Here is a 25,226-nt window from a genome sequence, read left to right as displayed (position 1 = left end):
GCCGCCCGTGGCCCGAGGATCGAAGACGCAGCAGGAACCGACCGACTGGGTGAGCCGGACCGCAGACCTCGCGCTGCGGCACGCAGAGCAGGTCAACGGGGGCACGCTCCCGGAGCTGATCACCTGCGCCTCGGGCATCAGCCCGTCGGGCCCCATCCACCTCGGCAACCTGCGGGAGTTCCTCACCGTGCACTTCGTCGCCGAGGAGATCCGCCGTCGCGGGATCAACGTGCGCCACCTGCACTCGTGGGACGACTACGACCGCTTCCGCAAGGTCCCCGCGGGCGTCGACCCGTCCTGGGCCGAGCACATCGGGCGTCCCCTGTCGGCGGTGCCCGACCCGACGGGCGAGTTCTCGTCCTGGGCCGAGCGCTACAAGGCGCCGCTGCGCGCCGCGCTGGCCGAGATGGGCTGCGAGATGGTCGAGGTCTCCCAGACCGAGATGTACGCCGCCGGCACCTACCGCTCCCAGATCCGCACCGCGATCGAGAAGCGGGCCGAGATCGACGAGGTCATGGGCCGCTACCGGACCAAGAAGGTCGCGCCCGCTGAGGGCGACGAGGCCGCCGAGTCGACCGCCGAGGAGGAGGTCACCGGCGCCGACCTGCTGGCCCGGTTCCCCTACAAGCCCTACTGCCGCGGTTGCGGCCGCGACACGGTCACCGTCACGGCGTACGACGACGCGACGACCGACCTGTCCTACACCTGTGACGCCTGCGGCGAGTCGCACGTCACCAACGTGGCGACGCAGGACGAGGGCAAGCTGGTGTGGAAGGTCGACTGGCCGATGCGCTGGACCTTCGAGGGCGTCCACTTCGAGCCGGGCGGTGTCGACCACGCGACCCCGGGGTCGTCGTACACCGTGGGCAAGGACCTCGTCGGCCCGATCTTCGGCGGCTCCGCGCCGTCCTTCGTCGGCTACTCGTTCGTCGGCGTCGCCGGCATGCCGAAGATGTCGTCCTCCAAGGGCGGCGTCCCGACGGCCGCCGAGGCGCTGCGGATCCTCGAGGCGCCGATCCTGCGCTGGCTCTACGTCCGCCGCCAGCCCAAGCAGGCCTTCAACGTCGACTTCGGCCAGGAGGTCCTGCGGCTGTACGACGAGTGGGACGCGCTGACCAAGAAGGCCGGCAACCCCGACAAGCGCGACGCCGCGGTCCTCGCCTGGGAGCGGGCGTCCGCGACCGCCTCCGCCGGGACGCTGCCCACCCCCGCCACCGTGGTGCCGTTCCGGATGCTCTCCTCCGTCGCCGACGTCACCGCCGGCAACCGCGAGGTCACCGCCCGCACCGTCGGCGCCCGCGAGGAGGACCTCGAGCCGCGCCTGACGAAGGCCGCCACCTGGGTCACGGCGTACGTCGACCCCGAGGACCGCACGACCGTGCGCGACTCCCCCGACACCGACCGGCTCGCGAACCTGATCGAGGAGGAGGCGCACTGGCTGGAGCTGCTGCTCGAGCACCTGCCGACCGACTTCACCGACGCGGAGGCGCTGACCGCGGTCATCTACGGCGTACCCAAGCTGGCCGTCGGCCTGCGCCTGGACGACTCCCCGACCGACGAGGTGAAGGCCGGCCAGAAGGCGTTCTTCAAGCTGCTCTACGAGCTGCTCGTCTCCGCCGAGCGTGGTCCGCGCCTGCCGACCCTGTTCGCCGCCCTCGGCGAGGACAAGGTCCGCTCCCTGCTCGTCCCCTGAGCCCTCAGGCCGGCCCGTCCGGGTGGATGCTGCGCGTCTCGCCGCGTCGGTAGCGGCGCGGCACCAGGGCGACCGGGTCCTCCTTGGGCAGCGCCTTGGCGATGGCGAGTGCGACGTACATGACGGTGTTCAGCGCGACGAACGCCGCGAGCACCCCGAACCAGTGGCTGCCCAGGACGCTCGCGGGCAGCAGCACCCCCAGGGGTACGACGACCGGGCTCATGCCGCCTCCTCAGCCAGGACCTGCATCGACTCCCGGCCCCAGGCGGCCGTGCGGCCGCCGGTGATGTCCGCGACGCCCTTGAGGTAGACGAGGTCGAGGTACGCCGCGTAGAGGAGCTCGGGCAGCAGCAGGACCGCCACGAGCCGGCCCCTCCACCCGCCGCGCCACACGCTGACGACCCGCTCGGCGGTGAACAGCAGGCCGGCGGCGATCCAGAACGGGAACCAGACCCAGGAGCCGGCCGCGAAGGCGGTGACCAGCATCATCCCGAGGTAGCCGCCCAGCGCGACGATGCCGTAGGCGATGCCGATCTGCTGCGCCCAGTAGCGGAACGTCGGCCCGTGCAGGCCGTAGGCGCCGAGGTTCTCCAGCGCACCGCGCTGCCAGCGCAGCCGCTGGGCCCACAGCGTGCCCCAGGTGGGCATCAGCTCCGTCACCACCGTGCACTCCGCCGGCGAGATCACCAGGCCGCCGAGCGACTTCAGCGCGAGGGTGATCTCGTTGTCCTCGGTGAGGACGAGCGTGTCGTAGACATCGCCCGGGACCCCGGGGATGCTGCGTCCGCGTTCCTGCGCCACGCAGCGCAGCGCCCGCGGCCGGAAGACCGTGGCGGTGCCGGTGAGCACGAAGACGCGGCCGCGGCGGCGGTTCAGGTCCCGTGAGTGACGGGCGTACTCGTTGCGCTGGAACTGTCCGAGGAGGCCGTGTCCCTCCTCGCCGCGGAACAGCGCACCGATCGCCATCAGCGCCCGGTCGGCGGTCATCCGGCGGACCACTCCGGCGAGGAAGCCCGGGTCCACCTGGGTGTCGGCGTCCATCACCATCACCAGGTCGTTGTCGCCCTGCGCGGGCAGCAGGTCGGCGAGCGTCTGGTTGAGCGCACCGGCCTTCTTGCGCGTGTTGCCCCGGGTCTCGTACACCTCCGCGCCGGCCGCGAGCGACACGGCGACGGTGTCGTCGGTGCAGTTGTCGGCCACCACGATCACCCGGTCCGGCGCGGGCTCCTGCTGGCTCAGCGAGCGCAAGGTGGCGCCGATCCCGTGGGCCTCGTCGTGGGCGGGGATGAGGACGGTGATCGTCACGGGCCCGGCGTACACCCGCCGGGTGTCGGCCATGACCAGCCGCGGCGCCAGCGGCCGGCGTACCCGGTCGTCGCTGCGCCGCGAACGCGTCGCCGAGCGCTTCTCGAGGAAGCCGACGCCGACGGCGAACAGGAGGGCGAGGGTGACGGCGAGCACGATGGTGCCGTGCCCGGGGGCCTGCAGGTCGTACGCCGTCCGCAGCCGGCCGATCAGGGCGGCCGTCCGCGGGTGCGGGGCGTACGCCGACGCGGCACCCGACACCACGGCCAGGATCGCGAGCGCGCCGGCAGCTGCGGTGCCGACGACGATCAGACCCACCAGGCGCTGGCGCACGATCACTCCTCCTCCGACAGCCTCGACGGTAGGGCGGGCCCGGGGGCTCGGCGAGTGGTTCGACCAGGGTTCGTCCCATCGGTCCGACTAGCCGGGACGTAGGTCCCGAACGGTCCCGAATCGCCTCCGCGGCGCCCTCCGCCGGGCCTACCGTGGCGTGGATCTCGGAGACCGAAGGAGCCGTCATGGACCCCGAGAGCCCGCCCGTTCCCGTCGACGACCGTCTCGACGACCGCATGCGGCTGCTGATCGAGGCGGTGCCGAGCGCGATGGTGCTGGTCGACGCCGACGGCCGCATCGTGATGGTCAACTCCGAGGCGGAGCGCAGCTTCGGCTACTCCCGCGACGAGCTGCTGGCGCTCCAGGTCGACCACCTGGTCCCGGCCGCCTCACGCGCCGCGCACCGTGGCTACCGCGAGGCGTACCTCGCCCACCCGAGCAGGCGGGCGATGGGTGTCGGCCGCGAGCTGTACGGCGTTCGCAAGGACGGCACGGAGATGCCCATCGAGATCGGCCTGAACCCGATCACGATCACCGATCGCGCGTACGTGCTGGCCTCGATCATCGACATCACCGAACGGCGTCGGGGCCAGGAGGCGGCAGAGGCGGCCCGGCAGGCCGACCAGCTCGAGCACATCCTGCGCCACGACCAGCTCACCGGCCTGCCGAACCGCACCGGGCTCCTCGAGCACCTGGACACGCTCATCACGCGCACCGACCGCCGCGGCGCGGGGTTCACCCTGCTGCTGCTCGACCTGGACCACTTCAGCCGGATCAACGACACCCTCGGCCACGACAGCGGCGACGACCTGCTGCTCGTGGTCGCCGAGCGGCTCCGGTCGTGCGTGCGTGCCACCGACCTGACCGCCCGCCTGGGCGGCGACGAGTTCGCCATCGCCTTCGAGGGACAGGCCGACGACAGCGAGCTGACCCGTCGGATCGAGGGTCTCCTGACCGCCCTGCGCGCGCCGATCGACATCCACGGCTACGACGTGGCGGTGACGGCGAGCGTCGGCGCGACGTCGTACCCCCGCGACGGCGGTACGCCGGCGACGATGCTGCGTCACGCCGACGTCGCGATGTACCGCGCGAAGGCCTCGGGGCGCGATGACCTGCGCTGGTTCGACAACGCCATGGTCGAGGAGGTCAACGAGAAGCTGGCCCTGTCGGGAGCGCTGCGCCAAGCGATCGCGGCCGACGAGCTGAGGGTGGTCTACCAGCCGCAGTTCGACCTCCTGACCGGTCAGCTGGTCGGCTTCGAGGCGCTGGCCCGATGGACCAGCCCCGATCTCGGCACCGTCTCGCCCGACCGGTTCATCCCCGTCGCCGAGGACAGCGGCCTGATCCTGCGGCTCGGCGAGTGGGTCCTGCGCACCGCGTGCGTGGACATGGCCACCCTGCAGCGCGCGCTGGACATGCCGCTGCGCCTGGCGGTCAACGTCTCGCCGCGGCAGCTGCACGCGCCGGACTGGTGCGCCCAGGTCTTCTCCGCCCTCGAGGACGCGGGCCTCGAGCCGAACCAGCTCGGCCTCGAGATCACGGAGGGCATCCTGCTGGAGGACAACCGTGAGGCGACCTCGTCGCTGCACCGCCTGCGGGCCGCCGGGATCCAGGTGATCGTCGACGACTTCGGCTGCGGCTACTCCAGCCTCGCCTACCTGACCCGGTTCCCCGTCGACAAGATCAAGATCGACCGCTCCTTCGTGGCCCCGATCAGCAGCGTCGACGACGACGCCGCGGTCGTCGACGCCATCATCGGCATGGCGCACGCCCTGGGGATGGTGGTCGTCGCCGAGGGCGTCGAGAGCGCCGAGCAGGAGCAGTACCTGCGGGCGCGCGGCTGCGACGAGGTCCAAGGATTCCGCTACGGCAGGGGGCTTGCGGTCGGCGATGCCGCGGACATGCGCCGTACCTGGACGGTCGGCCAGTGACCCCGCCCCGATGGGTCGACCGCGTCCCCCGGTACGCCGGCCTCGTCGTGGTCGTGCTGGCCGGCCTGATGCTGACCGGCTGGCTGCGCCACTTCGAGGTCCTCGGCGCGACGGCGCCCCGCCTGTCGACGATGAAGGCGAACTCAGCGGTCGGCTGCATGTTCGCGGGGCTGTCGTTGACCAGCCGCGGGCGCGTGGCACGCTGGCTCGCCCTGGTCCCGGCAGCCATCGGGTCGGCCACCCTGGTCGAGTGGATCGGCGGCGCCACGCTCGGCATCGACGAGCTGATCGTGCGCGATCCGTTCAGCGCCCATGACCCCGGTCGTCCCTCGCCGCAGATGGCGATCGCCCTGGTGCTCTTCGGCGCCAACCGACTGCTCGCCGGCAGCCGGCACCGCCGGACCAGCGACATCGGTGCGGCCGTCGCGCTGGCCTTCGTGAGCGCTGCGGGACTGTTCGAGCTCGGCTGGATCTTCCAGGCCCCTGAGCTCACCGCGGTCAGGGGCGGCACCGGCATCTCGGCGACCGGCGCGGTGTCGATAGGCCTCCTGGCGATCGGGGTGAGCGCGAGGCATGCGCACTGCCGGCCGCTGGTGCACCTGTGGGACGGCGGGCTGACGGGGACCGTCGTACGCCGGGTGCTGCCGCCTGTCCTGATCGCCCCACCCGCTCTCGGCCTGCTGCGTGAGCTCGGCCTGCGCTCGGGTTGGTTCGGCTCCAACCTCGGCACCGCGACCTTCGTCGCCAGCATGATCATCCTGCTGTTCATCGTCGTCACGGTGACCGCCGAGTCGACCCACCGGCTCGAGGTCGAGCGCGGCCGGATCCAGACCGAGCTGCGCGAGGCGGAGCAGCGCGCCCGGCAGCTGGCCGACCACGACCCGCTCACCGGCATCTGGAACCGGCGGCGGTTCGAGAGCGAGCTGGCCGAGGTGCTGGCGCGGCTCGGTGTCGACCGACCGGTCGCCGGTGCCCTGATGATCGTCGACATCGACCACTTCAAGGCGGTCAACGACGCCGCCGGACACCCGGCCGGCGACCGGCTGCTCGTCGCCGTGGCGAACGGGCTGGGTCATCTCGTCCGGGACACCGGGGCGGTGAGCCGGCTCGGCGGCGACGAGTTCGCCGTGATGCTCTGCGACGCCGGTCCGGCGGCGCTCGAGCAGATCGCGCGGGACGTCGTGCGGACCGTCGCCGAAGCGGGCCGCGACTGCGAGCTGCCCTCCGAGCTCGGGATCAGCGGGTCCGTCGGGGTGGCCCGGTTCGGCGACCTACCACCCGAGCAGCGCACGACCGGTGCCGCGCTGGTGCGCGCCGACGAGGCCCTCTACGTCGCCAAGAACAGCGGGCGTGGCCGGTACGTGGTCCACCGGTCGCGGGTCATGAGCGCCGGCTCGGCGTCCGCTCCGCGGTGAGACCGGCTCAGACCCAGCGACGCCACCAGGGGACCTCCGTGGTGTCCCCGCGCTCCGGCAGGAGAGTGTCCGGCGGCTCCATCAGGTGGCCGCGCTGGACCTTCCCGACGACGCGGTAGGTGTCGGCGTGGTCGAGCTCGCGCGCCCGCTCCCACAGCCGCGTCGCGCCCGGCTCGTCCAGATGGCGCGCCAGGCCGGCCTTCTCCAGCTTGCGGAGATGGCCCACGATCGACTCCTCGACGATCCCGGCGTCGCGCGAGAGGTCCGCGCTGGTGCGCGGCCCGTCGAGCGCGAGGTAGACCCACCATGTGCGCGGACCGAGCCGGGGCAGCACGTCAGCCTAGGAGCTCGTCGTACGCCGTCGGGCTGGAGTCGCGCAGGAACGCCGAGCAGCGCTCCCACTCGTCGGTCTCGCCGATGACACGAGCGGCCTTGGCGAGCAGCGCCAGGCAGGTGAGGAAGCCGCGGTTGGGCTCGTGCTCCCACGGGACCGGGCCGTTGCCCTTCCAGCCGTTGCGGCGCAGGAGGTCCAGGCTGCGGTGGTAGCCGACGCGGGCGTAGGCGTAGACCGTCACCGGGTCGGCGTCGTCGGACGAGGCCTGCTCGGCGAAGGTCGCCCAGGCGAGCGGCGAGGCCGGGAAGCGGCGTACGACGTCCGCCGGCCGTTCACCGCTCGCGATCGCCTCGGCGGCGACGTCGATGGGGAGGTGCGTGGGCGGCGGGCCTGCCATCAGGTCGATTCCGGTCATGGCGCCATCCTGCCGCGCCGGGTTGAATCGGGTCCATGAACCCCTACGACCGCTGGGTGCTGCCGACCATGATCGACAAGGCGTGCGGCATCGGCCCGGTCCAGCAGCACCGCGCCCGACTGGTCCCGCAGGCACGCGGCCGGGTCCTCGAGATCGGCATCGGCACGGGCCACAACCTGCCGTTCTACGACACCTCCGCGGTGACCGAGGTCGTCGCGGTCGACCCGGCCCAGCAGATGCACGCCAAGGCACAGCGGCGGGCGCACGAGGCCGGGCTGGACCTCCAGGTGCTGCCGCTGTCGGCGGAGCGGCTGCCCCTCGACACGGGCTCGGTCGACACCGTCGTCTGCACCTTCACGCTCTGCTCGATCCCCGACCCGGTGCCGGCGGTCGCCGAGATGAAGCGGGTCCTGGCCGAGGGTGGGCAGCTGATCGTCTGCGAGCACGGGCGCGCGCCCGACGCCTCGGTGCGGGCGTGGCAGCGCCGGCTCAACCCCGTGTGGGGCGCCCTCGCCGGCGGGTGCCACCTCGACCGCGACGTCCCCGCGCTCCTCGGCGCCTTCGACGCCTTCGACACCGGCGGGCTGGAGGTGGCGTACATCCAGGGGCCGCGGTTCGCCGGCTACGTCTACTCCGGCGTCCTCGGGGGTTGACGGCCCCCTCCTTCATTCATACATTGAGACGTCCTGTGTATGAATGAGGGAGATTCGATGAGCCGCACCACCGCCGTCGTCCTGGGCGGGAGCGTCGCCGGGCTCTGCTCGGCCGGCGTCCTGGCCCGCCACTTCGACGAGGTCGTCGTGCTCGAGCGGGACCTGCTGCCCGCCGACGCCGAGCACCGCCGCGGCGTACCCCAGAGCAAGCACCCGCACTTCGTGCTCAACTCCGGGCGCCGCGCGATCGGCACGATCTTCCCCGGCTTCGAGGAGGCGCTCATCGGCGCCGGCGGCCGGCTGCTGATGCCGTCGATGGACGCGGCGTACGCCGAGAAGGACGGCTGGGCGCCGCGCAAGACCAGCACCATGACGATGGTCTACAGCTCGCGGATCCTCATCGAGCGCGTGCTGCGCGACCAGGTCCGCACCCTGGCCAACGTCGAGATCCGCGAGGGCGTCTCGGTCGACGGCCTCGTGACCGAGGCCGGCGGCACCTCCTCCGGGCGCGTCATCGGAGTGCGGTACGCCGACGCCGCCGGCGACCCGCAGGTGCTGGCCGCGGACCTCGTCGTGGACTGCCTGGGCCGCGGCTCGTCGGTGGCCGACTGGCTCGCGCAGGCGGGCTGGGCCGGCGTACCGGAGCGCACGCTGGACGCGAAGGTCACCTACACGTCCCGCTGGTACGAGCTGCCCGAGCCGGCTTCCCAACCGGCGTCCTGGTGGTGGAAGCACCTCGTCATCACCCCGACCCAGGCGCGTGGCCCGCACCCCGAGGAGCACGACTACCTCGCCAACTTCTTCCCCATCGAGGGCAACCGCGCGATCGTCTGCATGGGCTCGTGGGGCCAGGAGATGGCGCGCAAGCCGGACACGTTCGTCGCGTCGGTCGACCGCGTCCGCACCCCGACGTTCGGCGCCGCGACGCGCGCGTGCACCCCGATCTCGGAGGTCCACCTGACCCGCTCGACCGGCAACAAGTGGCGCCGCTACGACCTCCTCGACTCCCCCGTGCTGGGGCTGGTGTCGATCGGTGACTCGATCTGCGGCTTCAACCCGTTCTACGCCCAGGGCATGAGCTCGGCCGCCCGCTCCGCGCTGGTGCTCGCCGACCTGCTCGCCTCGCGCGACTCACTTGACACCGCCTTCTTCGCCGACTTCCTCGCCCGGCAGAAGGAGTCGCTCGACGTGCCGTGGATGCTGGCGATGGCCCGCGACCAGGCCTACGACGTCGCGACCGGCACCGAGACCGTCGCGGCCTGGCGGCGGAAGCTGATGGCCCGGTTCTCGTGGCCGATCTTCAACGCGATCACCGCCGCCTCCCGCGAGGACTCCTACGTCGAGGAGATGTTCACCGCGGTCTTCAACCTGGACCGGTCGATGAAGGAGATGATGCGCGACCCACGCTTCCTCTACGGCCTGGTGCGCCACCAGGTCCGCGCACGGCTGGGACGTACGACGATCCCCGCCGGCTTCGACCTCGCCCTCGACCCGCCCGGCACCGACTACACGCCCGGAGCCGCTCGACCGGACGCCGCACTGGTCGACGCATGAGCTACACCTGCGAGCCGGCGGCCCAGCGGGTCGCGGCCTTCCTGGGGTTCGACTGCGACCACGCCAACGCGTTCATCACCTTCCGCAACCCGTTCGACCTGGCCAACGGCACGCTCCCGGTGCTCGAGCTGCTCATCATCAGCGGGTCGGTCTTCGCGTTCGTGCACGCGTGGCGGCGCTGGCGCCGCCACGGCGACCCGGTCAACATCGCGCTCTGGTGCGGCTCGCTGATCTACCTCGCGGTCGTGGAGCCGCCGCTCTACTTCCCGTCGTGGTTCGGGCTGGACAAGTACGTCGGCTTCATCTTCAGCCACAACGTGTTCACCGTGCAGCTGATGTACGACCGGCTGCCGCTCTACATCGTGGCGTTCTACACCGTCATCACCCAGCTGACCTACGAGGTCGTCCGGGCGCTCGGGATCTTCGCGAAGCGCGGGCCGCTGGTCGGTGCGCTGGCGACGGCATTCGCCTCGCAGGTCTTCTACGAGACCTTCGACCAGCTCGGACCGCAGTGGCGGTGGTGGGCGTGGAACACCGACAACGCGGTCAACCAGCCGATGTTCGCCTCGGTGCCGATGAACAGCATGTGGGTCTACGCCTCGGTCTCCTTCGGGATCCTGGTCTGGCTGGTGGTGCGACTGATGGGGCCGCGAGCGGGTCGGGGGTCGCTGACCGGGCGACAGGTCGCGCTGCGCACGCTCGCCGCGGGCGTGCTCACGCCCGTGCTGATGGTGGTCGGCGCCGCGCCGACGCGCGTCGGCACCAGCGCCGACGGCTCCCACACGCTGCAGCGCACGCTCGTCTGGATCCTGCTCGGCGCGCTGTGGGCGGTCGGTCTCTGGCTGCTGGCCGACGCGACCCGGCGTACCTGGGCCGGCACGCGAGGCGGCGTTGCATCGCCGTGGTTCGCGCGGGTCTACCCGGCGGCGTACCTCGGCGTGCACGTCGCCCTCTGGGCCGTGGCCCTGCCCGCCCTCCTCGACGCCACCGACGGGGTCACCTCGTCGGGCGCGCCCGTCGGCAGCGCCTGGTACGCCGCGGCGTGCATCCTCGCCTCGGGCTGGTTCGTGCTCGCGGCGTACCGCGCGACGCGGCAGCGTCCCGGGCCGCGTGCTGTGACAGCCTGACGCCATGGGTGCACACGGCTGGGGCGGGAACCCGCCGGCGACCGACACCGAGGCGCGGCAGCGGATCATCGACGCGACCGCGCGGTGCATCGACCGGTACGGCGTCGCCAAGACCACCCTGTCCGACGTGGCGAGCGAGCTCGGCGTCACCCGGCAGACGGTCTACCGGCACGCGGGCAGCCTCAACGAGGTCATCGGGCAGGTCGCTGCGCAGGGGGCGGATGCCTTCGTCGACCGGCTCGTCGCGCACCTGGCGGGGTGGACCGAGCCGGCGGAGGCGGTGGTCGAGGGCTTCCTCTTCTGCCTGCGCACGGTGCCCGGCGACACCCGGCTCAACCTGCTGCTCCAGCTCGGCGACCCCGGCACCTTCAGCCGCGCGGCCACGTCGCCGGAGACGCTCGAGTACGGCGCGCTCATGCTGCGCCGCTTCCCCGTCGACTGGTCGCTCGGCGGGGTCACCGAGGACGACCTGCCGGGCCTGGCCGAGGCGATCCTGCGGCTGCTGATCTCGATGCTGAACAGCGGCGACGACCAGCGGCCCGAGGCCGAGGTGCGCGCGTTCCTCGAGCGGTGGCTGGTGCCGGCGCTCACCCCGCGCTGAACCGCCGCGCCCCGATCGGGAACGAATGTCGGCGCGCCGGTGTTGACTGAGGCCGTGACCCAGAGCCAGACCGCCGCACCCGGCGCGACCACCGAGACCAACCCGTGGCCCGCGCTGTGGGCCCTGGTCATCGGCTTCTTCATGATCCTGGTCGACCTGACCATCGTGCAGGTCGCGACGCCGACGATCATCGAGGACCTCCACGCCACGGTCAACCAGGTCGTCTGGGTCTCCAGCGCCTACATGCTGGCGTACGCCGTGCCGGTGCTCATCACCGGACGGCTCGGCGATCGCTTCGGTTCCAAGTACATCTACCTCGCCGGCCTGGTCGTCTTCACCGGCGCCTCGGTCTGGTGCGGCTTCACCACCACCATCGGCGGGCTGATCGCCGCGCGGATCCTCCAGGGCTTCGGCGCCTCGATGATGACGCCGCAGACGATGGCGATCATCACGCGCATCTTCCCGGTCGCCCAGCGGGGCGCGGCGATGGCCGTGTGGGGCGCGACCGCGGGCGTGGCGATGGTGGTCGGGCCGATCCTCGGCGGCGTGCTGACCGACCACCTCGGGTGGGAGTGGATCTTCTTCGTCAACATCCCCGTCGGCGTGGTCGCCTTCATCGCGGCGGTGCGCCGGGTGCCCGCCCTGCCGACCAACCCGCACCGCTTCGACTGGGCGGGCGTCGCGCTGTCCGGCGCGGCCATGTTCCTGCTCTGCTTCGGCATCCAGGAGGGCCACCAGAAGCACTGGGCCGGCTGGATCGTCGCCATGATCGTCGGCGGCATCGTCCTGTTCGTGGTCTTCCTGGTCTGGCAGCGGCTCAACACGGCGGAGCCGCTGGTGCCGCTCAACCTCTTCCGCGACCGCAACTTCTCGGTGTCGAACACCGCGATCGCCTGCATGGGCGCCCTCGGCACCTCCTGGGGCTTCCCGCTGATGCTCTACGCCCAGGCCGTCCGCGGCGACTCTCCCACCGAGGCCGCGCTGCTCACGCTGCCGATGGCCGTGATGTCGATCATCCTGGCCAAGTTCGTGGGCGGGCTGACCGACCGGTTGCACCCGCGCGCCGTCACGGGCTTCGGCTTCGGCATCGGCCTGGTCGGCTTCCTCCTGCTGATCTCCCGCATCGATCCGGGCGTGCCCGTCTGGGAGATCTGGGGCGCGTTCATCCTAATCGGCGTCAGCAACGCCTTCATCTGGGCGCCGACCGCCGCCACGGCCAACCGCAACCTCCCGCTGCACCTCGCGGGCGCGGGAGCCGGCGTCTACAACGCCACGCGCCAGGTCGGCTCGGTCCTCGGCACCGCCGCCATCGCCGTGCTGATGGACAGCCGGCTGAGCCACTACCTGCCCGGCGCCTCCGCACACGCCGACGCCGGCGCCGAGCAGATCGGCAATCCCGCGGTCGCCCAGCTCTTCAGCAACGCCATGCGCGACGCGCTCTGGCTCCCCGCCGCGCTCTACGCCGTCGGGCTCGTCGCGGTGATGTTCTACGAGCGGCCCAAGCACGCGGGCTACGGCGGGCCAGCAGCCGGCGGTCCGCACCGCGGCGGCCGCCTCCACGGGTAGTTCCGCTAGCTGAAGGCCGCCTCGGGCAAGACCGGGTGGATCTGTGGTCACCAGCTGACCACAGATCCACCCGATGTGGCCGCGGTGCTCGCCGATCGCTCTCAGCCCAAAGATCGTGGAGTCCCACGGTCACCAGGTGACCACCAGACTCCACGATGACGAGTCGAGCCCACGACACACACCTGTGTGGCCGCCGAAGGCGGCCGCATCGCGTCGGCGCGGCCGCCCACCGACCACAGGGCTCGATCAGCCCGCGACGAACCCGAACAGCGGCGAGTCCGGGGCGACCCGCTCGACCTTGAGCCGTGAGTCGGCCATCCGGTCGAGCAGCCCGTCGAGGTCGGAGGCGCGCTGCATCTCGATGCCGACCAGCGCCGGACCGGTCTCGCGGTTGTTCCGCTTGGTGTACTCGAAGAGCGTGATGTCGTCGTCGGGTCCGAGGACGTCGTCGAGGAACCGCCGCAGCGCACCGGGCTCCTGCGGGAACTCCACCAGGAAGTAGTGCTTGAGGCCCTCGAAGACCAGCGCCCGCTCGACGATGTCGGCGTAGCGGGACACGTCGTTGTTGCCGCCGGACACCACCGCGACGACCGTCGACCCGGGCACGAGCCCCAAGGACGGCAGGCGCAGCGCGGCCGCCGCGAGTGCTCCGGCGGGCTCGGCGATGATCCCGTCGGACTGGTACATGTCGAGCATCTCGACGCAGATCTGGCCCTCGGGCACCGACACCGGTCGTACGTCGACCTCGGCCCGTGCCTCGGCGATCGCGGCATAGGTCAGGTCCCCGACACGGCGTACGGCGGCACCGTCGACGAACTGGTCGACGTGCTCGAGGTCCACCGGCGCACCGGCGTCCAGCGCGGCGGCGAGCGACGCCGCGCCCGCAGGCTCGGCCGCCACGACCACCGTCGAGGGCGAGTGCGCACGCAGCTGCCCGAGCGCACCGGCGATCAGGCCACCGCCGCCGACCGGTACGACGAGCGCGTCGAGGGTGCGACCGGCCGCGGACAGCTCGGCCAGGATCTCGGCGGTCACCGTCCCCTGTCCGGCGATCACGCCCGGGTGGTCGAAGGCCGGGATCACGGTCGCGCCGGAGGCGGAGGCGAACTCCGCGCAGGCCACGACGGAGTCGTCGTAGGTCTCACCGGCGATGACGACGTCGACGTGCGCCCCGCCGAGCGCGGCGACCCGGTCGCGCTTCTGCCGCGGGGTGGTGCCGGGCAGGAAGATCGTGGCGCGTACGCCGGCCTGCGCACAGGCGTAGGCGACACCCTGCGCGTGGTTGCCGGCGGACGCGCACGCGACGCCCGCCTCACGCTCGGCGTCCGAGAGCGAGGAGATGACGTTCAGCGCGCCGCGCACCTTGTAGGACCGCACGGGCGTGAGGTCCTCGCGCTTGAGCCAGACGTCGAGCCCGGTCAGTGCCGAGAGGCGCGGGGAGGGCTGCAGCGGCGTACCGCCGACGGTTTCGAGCAGCTCGACCACCGAGTGATCAGCCGATCGACTTGCCCGCCGAGCTGAGGTCCTGGCACGCCGTGACGACACGGGCAGCCATGCCGGCCTCGGCGGCCTTGCCCCACGCACGCGGGTCGTAGGTCTTCTTGTCGCCGACCTCGCCGTCGACCTTGAGCACGCCGCTGTAGTTGCGGTACATGTGATCGGCCACGGGGCGGGTGAAGGCGTACTGGGTGTCGGTGTCGATGTTCATCTTCACCACGCCATAGGAGACCGCGTCGGCGATCTCCTGCGGGAGCGAGCCGGAGCCGCCGTGGAAGACGAAGTCGAAGGCGCGGTCCTTGCCGGTGAGCTCCTTGACGGCCTCCTGCGCGTGCAGCAGGACCTCGGGACGGAGCTTGACGTTGCCCGGCTTGTAGACGCCGTGCACGTTGCCGAAGGTCAGCGCGGTCAGGTAGCGGCCGCTCTCGCCGGAACCGAGCGCCTTGATGGTCGCGATCGCGTCCTCCGGGGTCGTGTAGAGCTTCTCGTCGATCGCGCCAACGACACCGTCCTCCTCGCCACCGACGACACCGACCTCGATCTCGAGGATGACGTTGGCCGCGGCGCACAGGCCGAGCAGCTCCTCGGCGATCTGCAGGTTCTCGTCCAGCGGCACGGCCGAGCCGTCCCACATGTGGCTCTGGAAGTAGGGCAGGCCGCCGTTCTTGACCCGCTCGGTCGACAGCGCCAGCAGCGGGCGCACGAAGCCGTCGAGCTTGTCCTTCGGGCAGTGGTCGGTGTGCAGCGCGATGTTGACGGGGTAGTTCTTGGCCACCTCCTGCGCGTACGCCGCGAAGGCGACCGATCCGGCCACCATGTTCTTGACCGTGGGACCGGAGAGGTACTCGGCGCCCCCGGTGGAGACCTGGATGATGCCGTCGGAGCCGGCCTCGGCGAAGCCCTGCAGGGCGGCGTTGAGGGTCTGCGACGAGGAGACGTTGATCGCCGGGAAGGCGAACGTGCCGCTCTTGGCGGCGGCCAGCATCTCGGCGTACTTCTCGGGAGTGGCGATCGGCATGGAATCACCCTAGCCCGAGCGCTGCTGCCGAAGTTCCGCGAACCGCTGCGGCGATCGCCACACCGGCCTACGCTCCGGACGTTGTCGAGCCCAACGTTCCGGGGATACCTCATGCACTCGTTCCGAGTCGGCCTGTACGCCGCCGCCCTCACCGCCCTCGCCCTGCTGGCGATCCTGCTCGTCGGGGCCGGGTCGGTGCTGTCGCCCCAGCCGGCCCAGGCCGGCACCTGCGGCGGGCTCCTCCAGCCGGCCTGCCCGACGCCCACGCCGACGCCCACTCCCACCCCGACGCCCACGCCCGACCCGGCGATCCCTCCGGCGGCCGGCAGCTGCCACGCGCTGACCTGGGACGAGTTCAACGCCAAGACCGATCCGGACGCTCCGGTGCCGTGCGCGCAGGCGCACCAGTCGCTGACGGTCACCGCCGTCCTGCTCAACCGCGACGACGACCGCTCCCAGCCGGACGCCCTGCTGGCCAAGGCCTCCGTCCGCTGCGTGCAAGCGGTCGCGAATCGGGTCGGTGGCTGGGCGACCTTCCTGCGCAGCCTCTACACACCGACGGAGTACCTCCCCACCGTCAAGCAGTGGGACGCCGGTGCGCGCTGGGTCAGGTGCGACCTCGTGCTCATCGCCGGGGCCAAGCGGCTCGCGGCACTGCCCACCTCAGCGGCCATCGACGCGAGTCTGTCGGACCGCGAGACGATCTGCCGGCAGGGCGCTTCGGCCGACTACCGGTACGTCCCGTGCAGCAAGCCTCACCAGTTCCGCGCGGCGGCGAGCATCCGCATGGGCGCGTGGAACGGCGCCACCGCCGCCCAGCGCTTCGCCCGCCGCGTCTGCGGGCAGCGGTTCCCGACGAAGTCCTACTTCTACATCGCCCCGCGGACGCGACACCTGTTCACCATCGGCGACCGCTACGCGGTGTGCCTGCCGCAGCGGACGAGCTGACGCCGGACCCGGCTCACGCCAGTCCGGCGTACACCTCGTCGGCGTACTTCGCGGCGGCCTCGGGGGTGCCCGAGGTGACCTTGACGGTCAGCTCATCGCTGGAGCGGGTGCAGATCGCCTCGCTGCCCTGGGCGGACTGGGCGCTGGCACAGGTGGCGCCGCCGACCTTGGAGTACTCCATCCCGGCCTGGAGCACGGCCGATCCGGGCAGACGGGTCGCCTCGACCAGCACCTGCTCCTTGCCCTTGGCGTAGACCGCCATGTCCGTCCCGGCCCCGAGCGCGCTCTTGGCCGACGCGACCGCCGGCTTGAGCCGGGCGTCGATCGACGTGGACCGCTGGTACCCGCCCGACAGCGAGCCCGGCAGCGACAGGCCGGCGGACGACGCCGAGGCGGACCCGGCGGCCTCGTGGTGGCCGACCGCCCAGCCCACTCCACCGCCCGCCAGGAGGCAGATGACCCCCACCCCCGCGACAGCGAGGACCGCCGTGCGCGGCCTCCGGGTCTGCTTCGTGGTCTGCTTCGTGGTCTGGTCGAGGTCGGTGGTGGTCGTGATCTCTTCGTGGGAGCTCATGTACGTCGAGGCTAGGCAGCCAACCTGTGCGGAGCCTGAGCAGAACCCCCGAGGTTCCCCCGGCGTCAGCCGCGCCAGGCCTCGTCGGAGGAGAGGTCGGCGTGCTGGACGACCCAGCCGTGCATGGCGATCGCGGCTGCCGCGGACGCGTTGATCGACCGGGTCGAGCCGAACTGCGCGATCGAGAACGTCCCGTCCACGACCTCACGGGCCGGCTCGGAGAGGCCCGGGCCCTCCTGGCCGAACAGGAAGCACACCCGCTCGGGCAGCACCATCGTCTCCAGGTGCTGTGAGCCCGGCAGGTTGTCGATGCCCAGGAGCGGCACCCGGTCGTCGAGCGTGTCGAGGTGCTCGCGCAGGTCCGCGACCGTCGGATGGTGCCGGATGTGCTGGTAGCGGTCGGTCACCATCGCGCCGCGACGGTTCCACCGCCGGTTGCCGACGATATGGACCTCGGCGGCCAGGAACGCGTTCGCCGTCCGCACGATCGTGCCGATGTTGAAGTCGTGCTGCCAGTTCTCGATGGCGACGTGGAACCCGTGCCGGCGTACGTCCAGATCGGCGACGATCGCCTCCATCGTCCAGTAGCGGTAACGGTCCACAACGTTGCGCCGGTCGCCGTTCGCGAGCAGCTCGGGGTCGTACTGACGGCCCGTCGGCCACTCGCCCTCCCACGGCCCGAGACCGACCTCGGGCACGCCGTACGGCATCGGGTCGTACGGCGCCCGCTCGTCCTGATCCACGGTCGACCATCCTTCCTCATCAGGCTGCGACTACTGTTCGAGCGTGTCCGCACTTCTGGCCCAGGCATCGAACCTGTCGCCCCTGGCCATCAGCCTCCACGACCTGACGAAGTGGCTGCGCCCCGAATTCCTGCTCCACGAGTTCGGCACGGCGCTGTTCTGGGTCGGCATCATCGTGCTGTTCATCGAGTGCGGCCTGCTCTTCCCCTTCCTGCCCGGTGACACCCTGCTGTTCGCGATGGGCCTGTTCATCGCCGAGCAGAAGGTGGACATCGTCCCCGGCAGCCACGTGATCGACCTGGTCGTCTGCGTGGCGGTCTATGCGACAGCCGCCTTCGCCGGCAACGTCACCGGCTACGAGATCGGCGCCAAGATCGGGCCACGGGTCTACCAGCGCGACGGCCGGATCGTGAAGCGGGTCTACCTCGAGCGCACCTCGGAGTTCTTCGACCGCCACGGCCACATGGCACTCATCGCCGGCCGGTTCGTGCCGTTCGTGCGCACCTACATCACCCTCGTCGCGGGCGTCACCCAGATGAAGCGCAAGGTCTTCCTGGTCTGGAGCGGGGTCGGCGCGATCCTCTGGGTCGCGTCGCTGACCCTCATCGGCTACGTCCTGGGCCAGACCTTCCCGAGCCTGGGCAAGTACATCGACCTGGTCACCTACGGCCTGCTCGCCGTGACCGTCGTGGCCCTGGCGTACGAGATCTGGCACAAGCGCCACGACGACCACGTGCGCCGCGAGGCCGCGGCCCGCGAGACCGACGCCTCGTCTCACTGAGAGTGACCTCCAGGTCACTCTCAGTGAGACGAGGCGGGTCAGGCGGTCGCCGCGGCGCGCGCCGCGTCCAGGACCGCCTTGGTGAGTACCGGCCGGACCTCGAGGCCGACGTCGGCCAGCGGGTTCTCGCCCTCGGGCGAACGGTCGATCGCGCAGATGACGACCTCGACGACCGCGCCCGCCTCGCGCAGCGCGTTCGTCGCGTCGCGCACGGCGCCACCGGTCGTGATGACGTCCTCGATCAGGGTGACCCGCTTGCCGGCGTACGTCGGGCCCTCGGCGAGCTTGGCGGTGCCGTACTCCTTGGCCTTCTTGCGGATGAAGAGGGCGGGCATGCCGACGAGCTGGCTGATCGCGGTGGCGATCGGGATGCCGCCCATCTCCAGACCACCCAGCAGCTCGGTGTCGGCGGGCAGCAGCTGCGCCATCTCGCGGGCGACGCGTGCGAGCAGCAGCGGGTCGGCCTCGAAGAGGTACTTGTCGAAGTACTCGCTGCTCACCTGGCCGGACCGGAGGGTGAACTCCCCCGTCAGGCGGCAGGTCGCATCGATGTCGGCAGCGAGGTCGGTGTCGGTCGTCGTCACGCGACCAAGGTTAGTGCGGCGACTAGGTTGGCGGGCATGGGCAGGGCAGCGAGCCGGGTCGCCGGCATGGGTACGACGATCTTCGCTGAGATGTCCGCCCTCGCGGTGCGCACGCGATCGGTCAACCTCGGCCAGGGCTTCCCCGACGTCGACGGCCCGCCCGAGGTGATCGCTGCCGCGGTGCACGCGCTGGAGAGCGGCGCCAACCAGTACGCCCCCGGTCCCGGCGTACCCGCGCTGCGGTCCGCCATCGCCGCGCACCAGCAGCGCCACTACGGCATCGACCTCGATCCCGACCGCGAGGTCCTGGTGACGACCGGCTGCACGGAGGCGATCGCGGCGGCGATCCTCGGCCTGGTCGACCCGGGCGACGAGGTCGTCGCCCTCGAGCCCTACTACGACTCCTACCCCGCGATGATCGCCTTCGCCGGAGGCGTACGCCGGACCGTGACCCTGCGCGCGCCGGACTTCGCCCTCGACGCCGACGAGCTGCGCGCGGCGACCACCCCACGGACGCGGATGATCCTGCTCAACAACCCGCACAACCCGACCGGCCGCGTTCTCTCGCTCGAGGAGCTCCAGGCAGTCGCCGACCTCGCTATCGAGCACGACCTCGTGGTCGTCGCGGACGAGGTCTACGAGCACCTCACCTTCGACGGCCGCGCGCACGTCCCGATCGCGACGCTGCCCGGGATGGCCTCGCGGACGCTCACGCTGAGCAGCGCCGGCAAGTCCTACTCCTTCACCGGTTGGAAGGTCGGCTGGGCCACGGGACCCGCCGACCTCGTCGCCGCCACGATGGCTGCCAAGCAGTGGCTGACCTACACCTCGGGCGCGCCGCTGCAGCCGGCCGTCGCGGTCGCCCTCGACGAGCACCCCGGGTTCCCGGCCACGGTGGCACGCACGCTGCAGGCCGGTCGCGACCGGCTCCTGCCCGGGCTGCAACAGGCCGGGCTGTCGGCGTACGTCCCGGAGGGGACGTACTTCGCGACCACCGACGTCCGCGACCTCGGGTGGAGCAGCGGCCGCGACTTCTGCCTGGCGCTGCCCGAGCGTGCCGGCGTGGTGGCGATCCCCTCGCAGGTCTTCCACGACTCCGACGCCGGCGACACCCTGGTGCGGTGGGCGTTCTGCAAGCGTCCCGAGGTCCTCGACGAGGCCGTACGCCGCCTCGCGGCCGCCGATCTCGCTGCGCCGAATCGGTGAAAGCCACCGCACGGACCTTCCGCTCCCCCTAGCCTCGGCACGACGAACAGGGGGATCGTTCATGGTGAACGCACCAGGAGGCGTGTGCGCGGGCTGCGGCACGCCGCGGTCCTCGCCGACCCAGAGCTTCTGCACCAGCTGTGGCCAGCCGCTGGCGGCGTACGCCCCGCCGCCACCTCCCGCACCGCCCCAGGCACCACGGCGCCTCGGCATGGTCCTCGGCATCCTCGCGCTGGTGGTCGTGCTGGCCGGGAGCGGCATCACCGCCTTCCTGCTGCTGCACGACGACACGGCCACCACGCCCAAGGCACGGGCAACCCCCGCCGCGGCGCCGGCGCCGATCCGGTCGATCGCGCCGCCCGTCGTCTCCTCGGCGACGCCCACGACCGTTCCCCCGCTCGCGGCGACCACCGCCCCGACGCCCACGACGGCTGTCGCGACGCCCGCCGGGTTCCGGTGCTGGGACGGCGCCAGCCGTACGTCGCTCGGCGCGTGCGGGTGGCCCGCGGCCGTCAGCGGCCTGCACTGGACCTTCCCGGTGCTCGGCGCAGCGTGTCGCTGGAACCGGCCGGCCGGGCGCAGCGCCAGCGCGTGGTGCGACCACGACACCGTCCACTACTCGATGTGGAACGGCCGCGCTGCGATGGTGGGCCACTACCGCGCAGCGCACCCGGAGGCCGTCACGGCGCCGGGTCCCGGCCTGTTCGCCTGGCACATCGATGCCACCGAGCCCGGGACCTACAAGGTGGTCGTGATGTACGACGAGCCCGGCTCGCTGGCCGACGTCACGATCTACGCGCAGGACCAGGCCGACTACCTGCGCATCGAGCGCGGTCTGCACTTCCGCGCCCCCGCCGACCTGCAGGGGGTTTCAGCCGGGGAAGGCTAGGTCTGCCGACTTCCGGATGAACCACCCGAGGCACCGCACAACCACGGGCCGCCAGGCCCGAGCTGAAAGGAAAACGCCATGACCTGTAGCGCTTGCAGCTACCCGATCTCGCCCGGCGAGCCGTTCTGCGGCAACTGCGGCGCGGCCGCTCCCGCCGCGCCGGCCGCTTCGCCAGCGCCCGCCGCGCCCGCCACGCCGCCGGCACCCCCGGTTCCGACGTACGGCGCCCCGGCGACTCCGCCGCCCCCGCCGACCTTCGGCCAGCCCGCGGCGCCGCCCGCCGCACCGCCCGCGGCCGGCCAGCCGGCGTACGGCGCCATGCCGACGACTCCCCCGCCGCCCCCGCCGGCCGGCCCGATGGCGCCGAACCCGGCCGCCGAGGCCTTCGGCAAGGCGCTCGGCTCCGCCGGCAGCTGGGACTGGATCGGCCCGCTCCGCGTGGCCCTGACCCTCCTGTTCACCTCGGGCGTCCTCGCGCTGATCCTCGGCGTCGCCGGCCGTCCCGCGGTCCCGGGTGCGCACTACACGTTCCACCTGAACATGACCTGGCTCGGCTGGCTGTGGACCTCGGTCTTCGGCACCAACCTCGGTGCGGGCGCGTCGTACCAGGGCGCCCACGCCGGTGCCAGCCTCGGCGCCTGGCCGCTGACGCTCACGGTCCTCACCTTCGCGGCCGGCATCTGGATGTTCCGGCGCTCGACCGTCACCGAGACCCGGCCGCTGGCCCTCCTCGGCTTCGCGCTCCGCACCTCCGTGATGGTGGCCGTCCCGCTGTTCATCGTGTCCTGGATCGCGCGCTCCCACGTCAGTGACATCGTCCGACTGGACCGCAGCCGCGACATCCCTTCGGAGATGTCGAAGGTAGACATCGGCTTCCACGTCGGCCCGTCCACGGTCGGGGCGCTGTTCATGCCGATCCTCACCGTCTTCATCGTCCTCGCGCTGAGCACCCTGCTGCGGGCCGACGTCTTCGGCGCCCGCTTCGAGAAGCTCCGCGGCTGGTTCGCCGGTGCCGTGAAGGGCGCTGCGGCGCTCCTCGTCGTCTCCATCCCGGCCGGCATCATCGGCGAGCTCGCCATGTGGTTCGCCCGGCCCCACGCCGACCAGACCCACCTGACCTTCCACCAGGGCGTGAACCTCGCCGCCGGCTTCGGCGGCTGGGCGAGCAACGTCGGCCTCGGGATGCTCTCCCTCGGCTCCTTCGGCACCGTCGGCGTCGGCGGCCAGGTCAGCGTCGCCCACATCGCCACGTCGGTCCACAAGGGCGCCCTCTGGCTGGCTCAGGACCACTCGGGCTCGCAGGGTGACAAGGGTGTGTACGTCGCCTTCGTCCTCGCGCCGCTGATCCTCGCGTTCATGGCGTGGCGCGTCAGCCGTGGCACCGCCAAGGCCCAGCAGATCGGCGGTTGGCTGGTCTCCCTGCTGGTCGTGCTCCCGATCCTGTTCCACTTCGCCTCGTTCCGCGGGTCGGCCAGCGTCTCGGGCGTCTCCAAGCTCGCGGACAGCGTCATGAACGGCTCGGGCTCCACGTCGGACGACTTCGTGCGAGGAATGCTCTCGAGCTTCGTCGGGAGCCTCCCGAACGAGGCGAGCGTGCACGGCTTCGCGGGGATCCCCGGCTCGTCGATGTGGCTGGTCTGGCTGTTCGCGCTCGTCGCCGGCGCCATCGCCGCGTTCGTCTCGGGCGCGATCAGCCCGGAGGCGATCGCCCGGATGAAGGCCGCGAGCGCCCAGCTGAAGCAGGTCCCCACCGCAGCGCCCACCCAGGCGCCGACCGCACCGCCGGTGACCTACCAGGTCGGCGACGTGGTCAACGGGCACCGCTTCGACGGCACCACCTGGCAGCCGCTGCCATGAGCCGTCGGGGTTGATCCCTCGGGGTTGATCCCTCCGGGTCGAGAACGACAGAGGGGCCGGGCGCATCGCGCCCGGCCCCTTCGTCGTACCTGCCTCAGCTGATCCAGCCGACCACACCCCGCGCGGCCGCGCGGAAGTCGGTCCGGGCATCGGCGCGGTTCTTCGGCGCGCCCGGGGGGAGCTCGTGGACACCGGCGGGGATCTTCACGCCGCGCACGACACCGACCTTGTAGTAGCCGATGGCGGTGTTCATCGCCACCCACACCAGCGAGGTGCGGCGTACGGCGACGAGCTTGCTGGTGTGCGGCGCGACGTACGCCTCGCCGTCCGGCTTGGAGGCCTTGAACGAGCCGAACAGGAAGTGGAAGCCACGCTGGCCACGGTTGGCGACGCGGACCTTGCCGGGGTGGATCGACGCGTGGACCAGCGGCGCCATGCGCGGCGGCGGGAGCACCGTCACGGTGACCGTCGCCGGCACCAGGTAGCTGTAGTCGCAGGCGTAGTAGGTGAACGTGAAGGTGCCGGGCTCGGAGCCGCCGAGGTAGGCGTGCCGGCCCTCGACGTCGACGAACAGCTGCTTCGGCACGTTGCGGACGCGGCAGATCGCGAGGTTGTCACCGTCCGGGTCGGCGTCGTTGAGCAGCAGGTTGACGCTGCGCAGCTGGCCCGCCCGCAGCGTGTAGTGATCGTCGCCGGGGATCGGCGGGCTGCCGGTGACGGCACCGGCCGGTGCGGCGACCGCCGCCACCGAGAACGCGGTCGTGGCCACCAGGCCCCGCAGGAACTTCCGCAAGTCGCACCTCCGAGCGCGTGCCGGCGTACGACGATCGCGACGTCCGGCGGGCTGAAATCTAGTCCGCGGCAGGCGACGTTCGTGGCGGAACCCCAGAACTGGTGGGGGTCCTGAGCGTCAGGTACGCGGCTTCGGTCGCCACTCGACGACCTCGGGACGCGCGAGCAGGAACGCGACCAGCAGTGCCACCAGGCCCGGCAGGACCATCGGCGGGTTGACCAGTGCCAGCGCGACGCAGGCGATCCCGACGATCGAGCTGAGCGCGGCCAGCAGGAGCCGTGCCCACACCGGCCGGCCGAGCATCACGCCGACGGCCAGCAGGGCAGCGAGCAGGCAGGCGGGGATGCCGATCGAGGCCGCGACGATCACCGAGGTCTGCAGCTGGTGCTCGGAGATGCCGGTGCCCTCGAGCATGCCCCGGTCGCGCACCACCTTGAAGTACTGGTCGTGGGCGAAGGCCAGCAGCGCTGCGGTCACGGCGAGCAGCCCGCCGACGAGGGCGGTGCCGATCCAGGTCAGCGTGCACGCCCACACCATCGCGGGCGGTCGCGTCGGACCCTGCAGCGGCTCGTACGCCGACCCCGACCACTGCGCCGGCACCGGGCCCGACATCGCGTCGGTGGTCGGCGGCGGCGCCGACGCCCACGGCGGCGCGCTCTCGCCGGGAGGTCGCGCGACCGGCTTCTCGCCGTCGGCCGGCTGGCGCGGCTGGCGCAGCACCGGCGTGGGACCGGCCGCTGGCCCGTAGCCACCGCGGACGGCGGGCTGCCACTCCCGGCCCTCGAACCAGTCGCGCGTCGGCGGCATCCACAGCAACGCGATGCCCGCCAGCACGATCGGCTCGAAGAAGCCCGAGGTGCCCATCCAGCCCGCGATGATCAGCGGTACCAGGCAGGTCAGCGCGACCCGGGCACCCTTCGAGCGCTGCCAGGCCTGGACGGCCAGGATCGTCGCCGCCGCCGAGGCACCGCCGCCGATCACGCACAGGATCCTGAACGTGGTCGCGAGCCCCTCGGCGCTCATGCCGCCGAACGGCTCGTCCTTGGCCAGCTTGGCGAGCGTGTCCTGCATCTCGATCGTGTACAGCCCCGCGATCCGCTCCCACGCCACCGCGATCGCGAGCACCGAGCCGACACCGATCAACAGGGCCGCGAAGGTGGCCTGGCCGGGCCGGGGTGGCGCTGCGTCGCTCATGCCCCCATTCCACCAGACCACCCCACGCCGGCGCCGTGTAACTACGTGTCATGAGCACTACCCAGGCGAAGGACCGCCCTGATAGTTGTCACAACGCCCGGGCAGTGCACCTCGACAACCTCACCCGCCCCACGACGGACCACTTGCGCGGCCGCAGCCTGTGGACGACCGCCGAACTCCACAGGGCGCTGCGCACGCGCTCCGGCGTACGGCGC

General features: G+C 71.9%; 24 protein-coding genes. 13 read left to right on the top strand and 11 right to left on the bottom strand.

What is annotated here, in order from left to right:
• Nucleotides 1-7 precede the first annotated feature (7 nt).
• Complete coding sequence (gene lysS, locus ACYVJ3_RS04255) at nucleotides 8-1,693, top strand: lysine--tRNA ligase (RefSeq protein ID WP_460851268.1); 1,686 nt, start codon at nucleotides 8-10, stop codon at nucleotides 1,691-1,693.
• A 4-nt stretch (nucleotides 1,694-1,697) separates the two neighbouring features.
• Here lysS and ACYVJ3_RS04250 read toward each other — a convergent pair whose 3' ends face one another.
• Together ACYVJ3_RS04250 and ACYVJ3_RS04245 are read right to left on the bottom strand one after the other, a co-directional pair.
• Nucleotides 1,698-1,916 (bottom strand): hypothetical protein, encoded by a 219-nt coding sequence (locus ACYVJ3_RS04250; RefSeq protein ID WP_460851267.1) that lies wholly within the window; start codon nucleotides 1,914-1,916, stop codon nucleotides 1,698-1,700.
• Entirely contained in the window at nucleotides 1,913-3,331 is a 1,419-nt protein-coding gene (locus ACYVJ3_RS04245; protein WP_460851266.1) for a glycosyltransferase family 2 protein, read from the bottom strand. The genes ACYVJ3_RS04250 and ACYVJ3_RS04245 overlap by 4 nt, the downstream gene beginning before the upstream one ends.
• 185 nt (nucleotides 3,332-3,516) lie before the next feature.
• Here ACYVJ3_RS04245 and ACYVJ3_RS04240 point away from each other — a divergent pair, with 185 nt between their 5' ends.
• Together ACYVJ3_RS04240 and ACYVJ3_RS04235 are read left to right on the top strand one after the other, a co-directional pair.
• Complete coding sequence (locus ACYVJ3_RS04240) at nucleotides 3,517-5,262, top strand: putative bifunctional diguanylate cyclase/phosphodiesterase (RefSeq protein WP_460851265.1); 1,746 nt, start codon at nucleotides 3,517-3,519, stop codon at nucleotides 5,260-5,262.
• Entirely contained in the window at nucleotides 5,259-6,677 is a 1,419-nt protein-coding gene (locus ACYVJ3_RS04235; protein ID WP_460851264.1) for a diguanylate cyclase domain-containing protein, read from the top strand. The genes ACYVJ3_RS04240 and ACYVJ3_RS04235 overlap by 4 nt, the downstream gene beginning before the upstream one ends.
• A gap of 7 nt (nucleotides 6,678-6,684) precedes the next feature.
• On the opposite strand, the gene ACYVJ3_RS04230 is transcribed toward ACYVJ3_RS04235, so the two are convergent.
• Both ACYVJ3_RS04230 and ACYVJ3_RS04225 read right to left on the bottom strand, forming a co-directional pair.
• Nucleotides 6,685-7,011: a hypothetical protein gene (locus ACYVJ3_RS04230; protein WP_460851263.1), complete on the bottom strand. Its 327-nt coding sequence runs from the start codon at nucleotides 7,009-7,011 to the stop codon at nucleotides 6,685-6,687.
• A gap of 1 nt (nucleotide 7,012) precedes the next feature.
• Complete coding sequence (locus ACYVJ3_RS04225; protein WP_460851262.1) at nucleotides 7,013-7,426, bottom strand: DUF3151 domain-containing protein; 414 nt, start codon at nucleotides 7,424-7,426, stop codon at nucleotides 7,013-7,015.
• Nucleotides 7,427-7,461: 35 nt separating this feature from the next.
• On the opposite strand from ACYVJ3_RS04225, the gene ACYVJ3_RS04220 reads away from it, so the two are divergent.
• The 5 genes from ACYVJ3_RS04220 to ACYVJ3_RS04200 are packed head-to-tail and all read left to right on the top strand — an operon-like array spanning nucleotide 7,462 to nucleotide 12,927.
• Entirely contained in the window at nucleotides 7,462-8,079 is a 618-nt protein-coding gene (locus ACYVJ3_RS04220; protein ID WP_460851261.1) for a class I SAM-dependent methyltransferase, read from the top strand.
• A 57-nt stretch (nucleotides 8,080-8,136) separates the two neighbouring features.
• Nucleotides 8,137-9,633 (top strand): FAD-dependent oxidoreductase, encoded by a 1,497-nt coding sequence (locus ACYVJ3_RS04215; RefSeq protein WP_460851260.1) that lies wholly within the window; start codon nucleotides 8,137-8,139, stop codon nucleotides 9,631-9,633.
• Nucleotides 9,630-10,760 (top strand): hypothetical protein, encoded by a 1,131-nt coding sequence (locus ACYVJ3_RS04210; RefSeq protein ID WP_460851259.1) that lies wholly within the window; start codon nucleotides 9,630-9,632, stop codon nucleotides 10,758-10,760. The genes ACYVJ3_RS04215 and ACYVJ3_RS04210 overlap by 4 nt, the downstream gene beginning before the upstream one ends.
• A 4-nt stretch (nucleotides 10,761-10,764) precedes the next feature.
• Nucleotides 10,765-11,361: a TetR/AcrR family transcriptional regulator gene (locus ACYVJ3_RS04205; RefSeq protein ID WP_460851258.1), complete on the top strand. Its 597-nt coding sequence runs from the start codon at nucleotides 10,765-10,767 to the stop codon at nucleotides 11,359-11,361.
• Nucleotides 11,362-11,415: 54 nt separating this feature from the next.
• A complete protein-coding gene (locus ACYVJ3_RS04200; protein WP_460851257.1) occupies nucleotides 11,416-12,927 on the top strand; it encodes an MDR family MFS transporter in 1,512 nt (503 codons plus the stop codon).
• Nucleotides 12,928-13,173: 246 nt separating this feature from the next.
• Here ACYVJ3_RS04200 and ilvA read toward each other — a convergent pair whose 3' ends face one another.
• Nucleotides 13,174-14,412: a threonine ammonia-lyase IlvA gene (gene ilvA, locus ACYVJ3_RS04195; protein WP_460851256.1), complete on the bottom strand. Its 1,239-nt coding sequence runs from the start codon at nucleotides 14,410-14,412 to the stop codon at nucleotides 13,174-13,176.
• A gap of 7 nt (nucleotides 14,413-14,419) precedes the next feature.
• A complete protein-coding gene (gene fbaA, locus ACYVJ3_RS04190; protein WP_460851255.1) occupies nucleotides 14,420-15,442 on the bottom strand; it encodes a class II fructose-bisphosphate aldolase in 1,023 nt (340 codons plus the stop codon).
• A 111-nt stretch (nucleotides 15,443-15,553) separates the two neighbouring features.
• Here fbaA and ACYVJ3_RS04185 point away from each other — a divergent pair, with 111 nt between their 5' ends.
• Nucleotides 15,554-16,390: a septum formation family protein gene (locus ACYVJ3_RS04185; protein WP_460851254.1), complete on the top strand. Its 837-nt coding sequence runs from the start codon at nucleotides 15,554-15,556 to the stop codon at nucleotides 16,388-16,390.
• 13 nt (nucleotides 16,391-16,403) lie between these two features.
• Here the strand turns inward: ACYVJ3_RS04185 and ACYVJ3_RS04180 are convergent, their stop codons facing one another.
• Both ACYVJ3_RS04180 and ACYVJ3_RS04175 read right to left on the bottom strand, forming a co-directional pair.
• Nucleotides 16,404-16,964, bottom strand: a complete 561-nt coding sequence (locus ACYVJ3_RS04180) for a hypothetical protein (protein ID WP_460851253.1) — start codon at nucleotides 16,962-16,964, stop codon at nucleotides 16,404-16,406.
• Nucleotides 16,965-17,029: 65 nt separating this feature from the next.
• The gene (locus ACYVJ3_RS04175) at nucleotides 17,030-17,674 is read right to left on the bottom strand and encodes a TrmH family RNA methyltransferase (protein WP_460851704.1); all 645 of its coding nucleotides are present in this window, start codon (nucleotides 17,672-17,674) and stop codon (nucleotides 17,030-17,032) included.
• A 76-nt stretch (nucleotides 17,675-17,750) separates the two neighbouring features.
• Here ACYVJ3_RS04175 and ACYVJ3_RS04170 point away from each other — a divergent pair, with 76 nt between their 5' ends.
• Nucleotides 17,751-18,488 carry a DedA family protein gene (locus ACYVJ3_RS04170; RefSeq protein WP_460851252.1) on the top strand — a complete coding sequence of 246 codons (738 nt, stop codon included), beginning with the start codon at nucleotides 17,751-17,753 and terminating at the stop codon, nucleotides 18,486-18,488.
• Between the two features lie 38 nt (nucleotides 18,489-18,526).
• Here ACYVJ3_RS04170 and pyrE read toward each other — a convergent pair whose 3' ends face one another.
• Nucleotides 18,527-19,072 (bottom strand): orotate phosphoribosyltransferase, encoded by a 546-nt coding sequence (pyrE, locus tag ACYVJ3_RS04165; protein ID WP_460851251.1) that lies wholly within the window; start codon nucleotides 19,070-19,072, stop codon nucleotides 18,527-18,529.
• 36 nt (nucleotides 19,073-19,108) lie between these two features.
• Between pyrE and ACYVJ3_RS04160 the strand changes: the two genes are divergently transcribed.
• The 3 genes from ACYVJ3_RS04160 to ACYVJ3_RS04150 all read left to right on the top strand — a co-directional run bounded on the left by ACYVJ3_RS04160 (nucleotide 19,109) and on the right by ACYVJ3_RS04150 (nucleotide 23,024).
• Nucleotides 19,109-20,278 carry a pyridoxal phosphate-dependent aminotransferase gene (locus ACYVJ3_RS04160; protein ID WP_460851250.1) on the top strand — a complete coding sequence of 390 codons (1,170 nt, stop codon included), beginning with the start codon at nucleotides 19,109-19,111 and terminating at the stop codon, nucleotides 20,276-20,278.
• Between the two features lie 61 nt (nucleotides 20,279-20,339).
• On the top strand, nucleotides 20,340-21,167 hold the full coding sequence (locus ACYVJ3_RS04155; RefSeq protein WP_460851249.1) for a hypothetical protein: 828 nt from the start codon (nucleotides 20,340-20,342) through the stop codon (nucleotides 21,165-21,167).
• A gap of 78 nt (nucleotides 21,168-21,245) precedes the next feature.
• Entirely contained in the window at nucleotides 21,246-23,024 is a 1,779-nt protein-coding gene (locus ACYVJ3_RS04150; RefSeq protein WP_460851248.1) for a hypothetical protein, read from the top strand.
• 94 nt (nucleotides 23,025-23,118) lie between these two features.
• On the opposite strand, the gene ACYVJ3_RS04145 is transcribed toward ACYVJ3_RS04150, so the two are convergent.
• Together ACYVJ3_RS04145 and ACYVJ3_RS04140 are read right to left on the bottom strand one after the other, a co-directional pair.
• The gene (locus ACYVJ3_RS04145; protein WP_460851247.1) at nucleotides 23,119-23,817 is read right to left on the bottom strand and encodes an Ig-like domain-containing protein; all 699 of its coding nucleotides are present in this window, start codon (nucleotides 23,815-23,817) and stop codon (nucleotides 23,119-23,121) included.
• Between the two features lie 117 nt (nucleotides 23,818-23,934).
• Nucleotides 23,935-25,011, bottom strand: a complete 1,077-nt coding sequence (locus ACYVJ3_RS04140) for a hypothetical protein (protein WP_460851246.1) — start codon at nucleotides 25,009-25,011, stop codon at nucleotides 23,935-23,937.
• Between the last annotated feature and the right edge of the window lie 215 nt (nucleotides 25,012-25,226).

It is taken from the genome of Nocardioides montaniterrae, from assembly GCF_054782655.1.
This window is presented reverse-complemented; position numbering and strand designations above follow the sequence as displayed.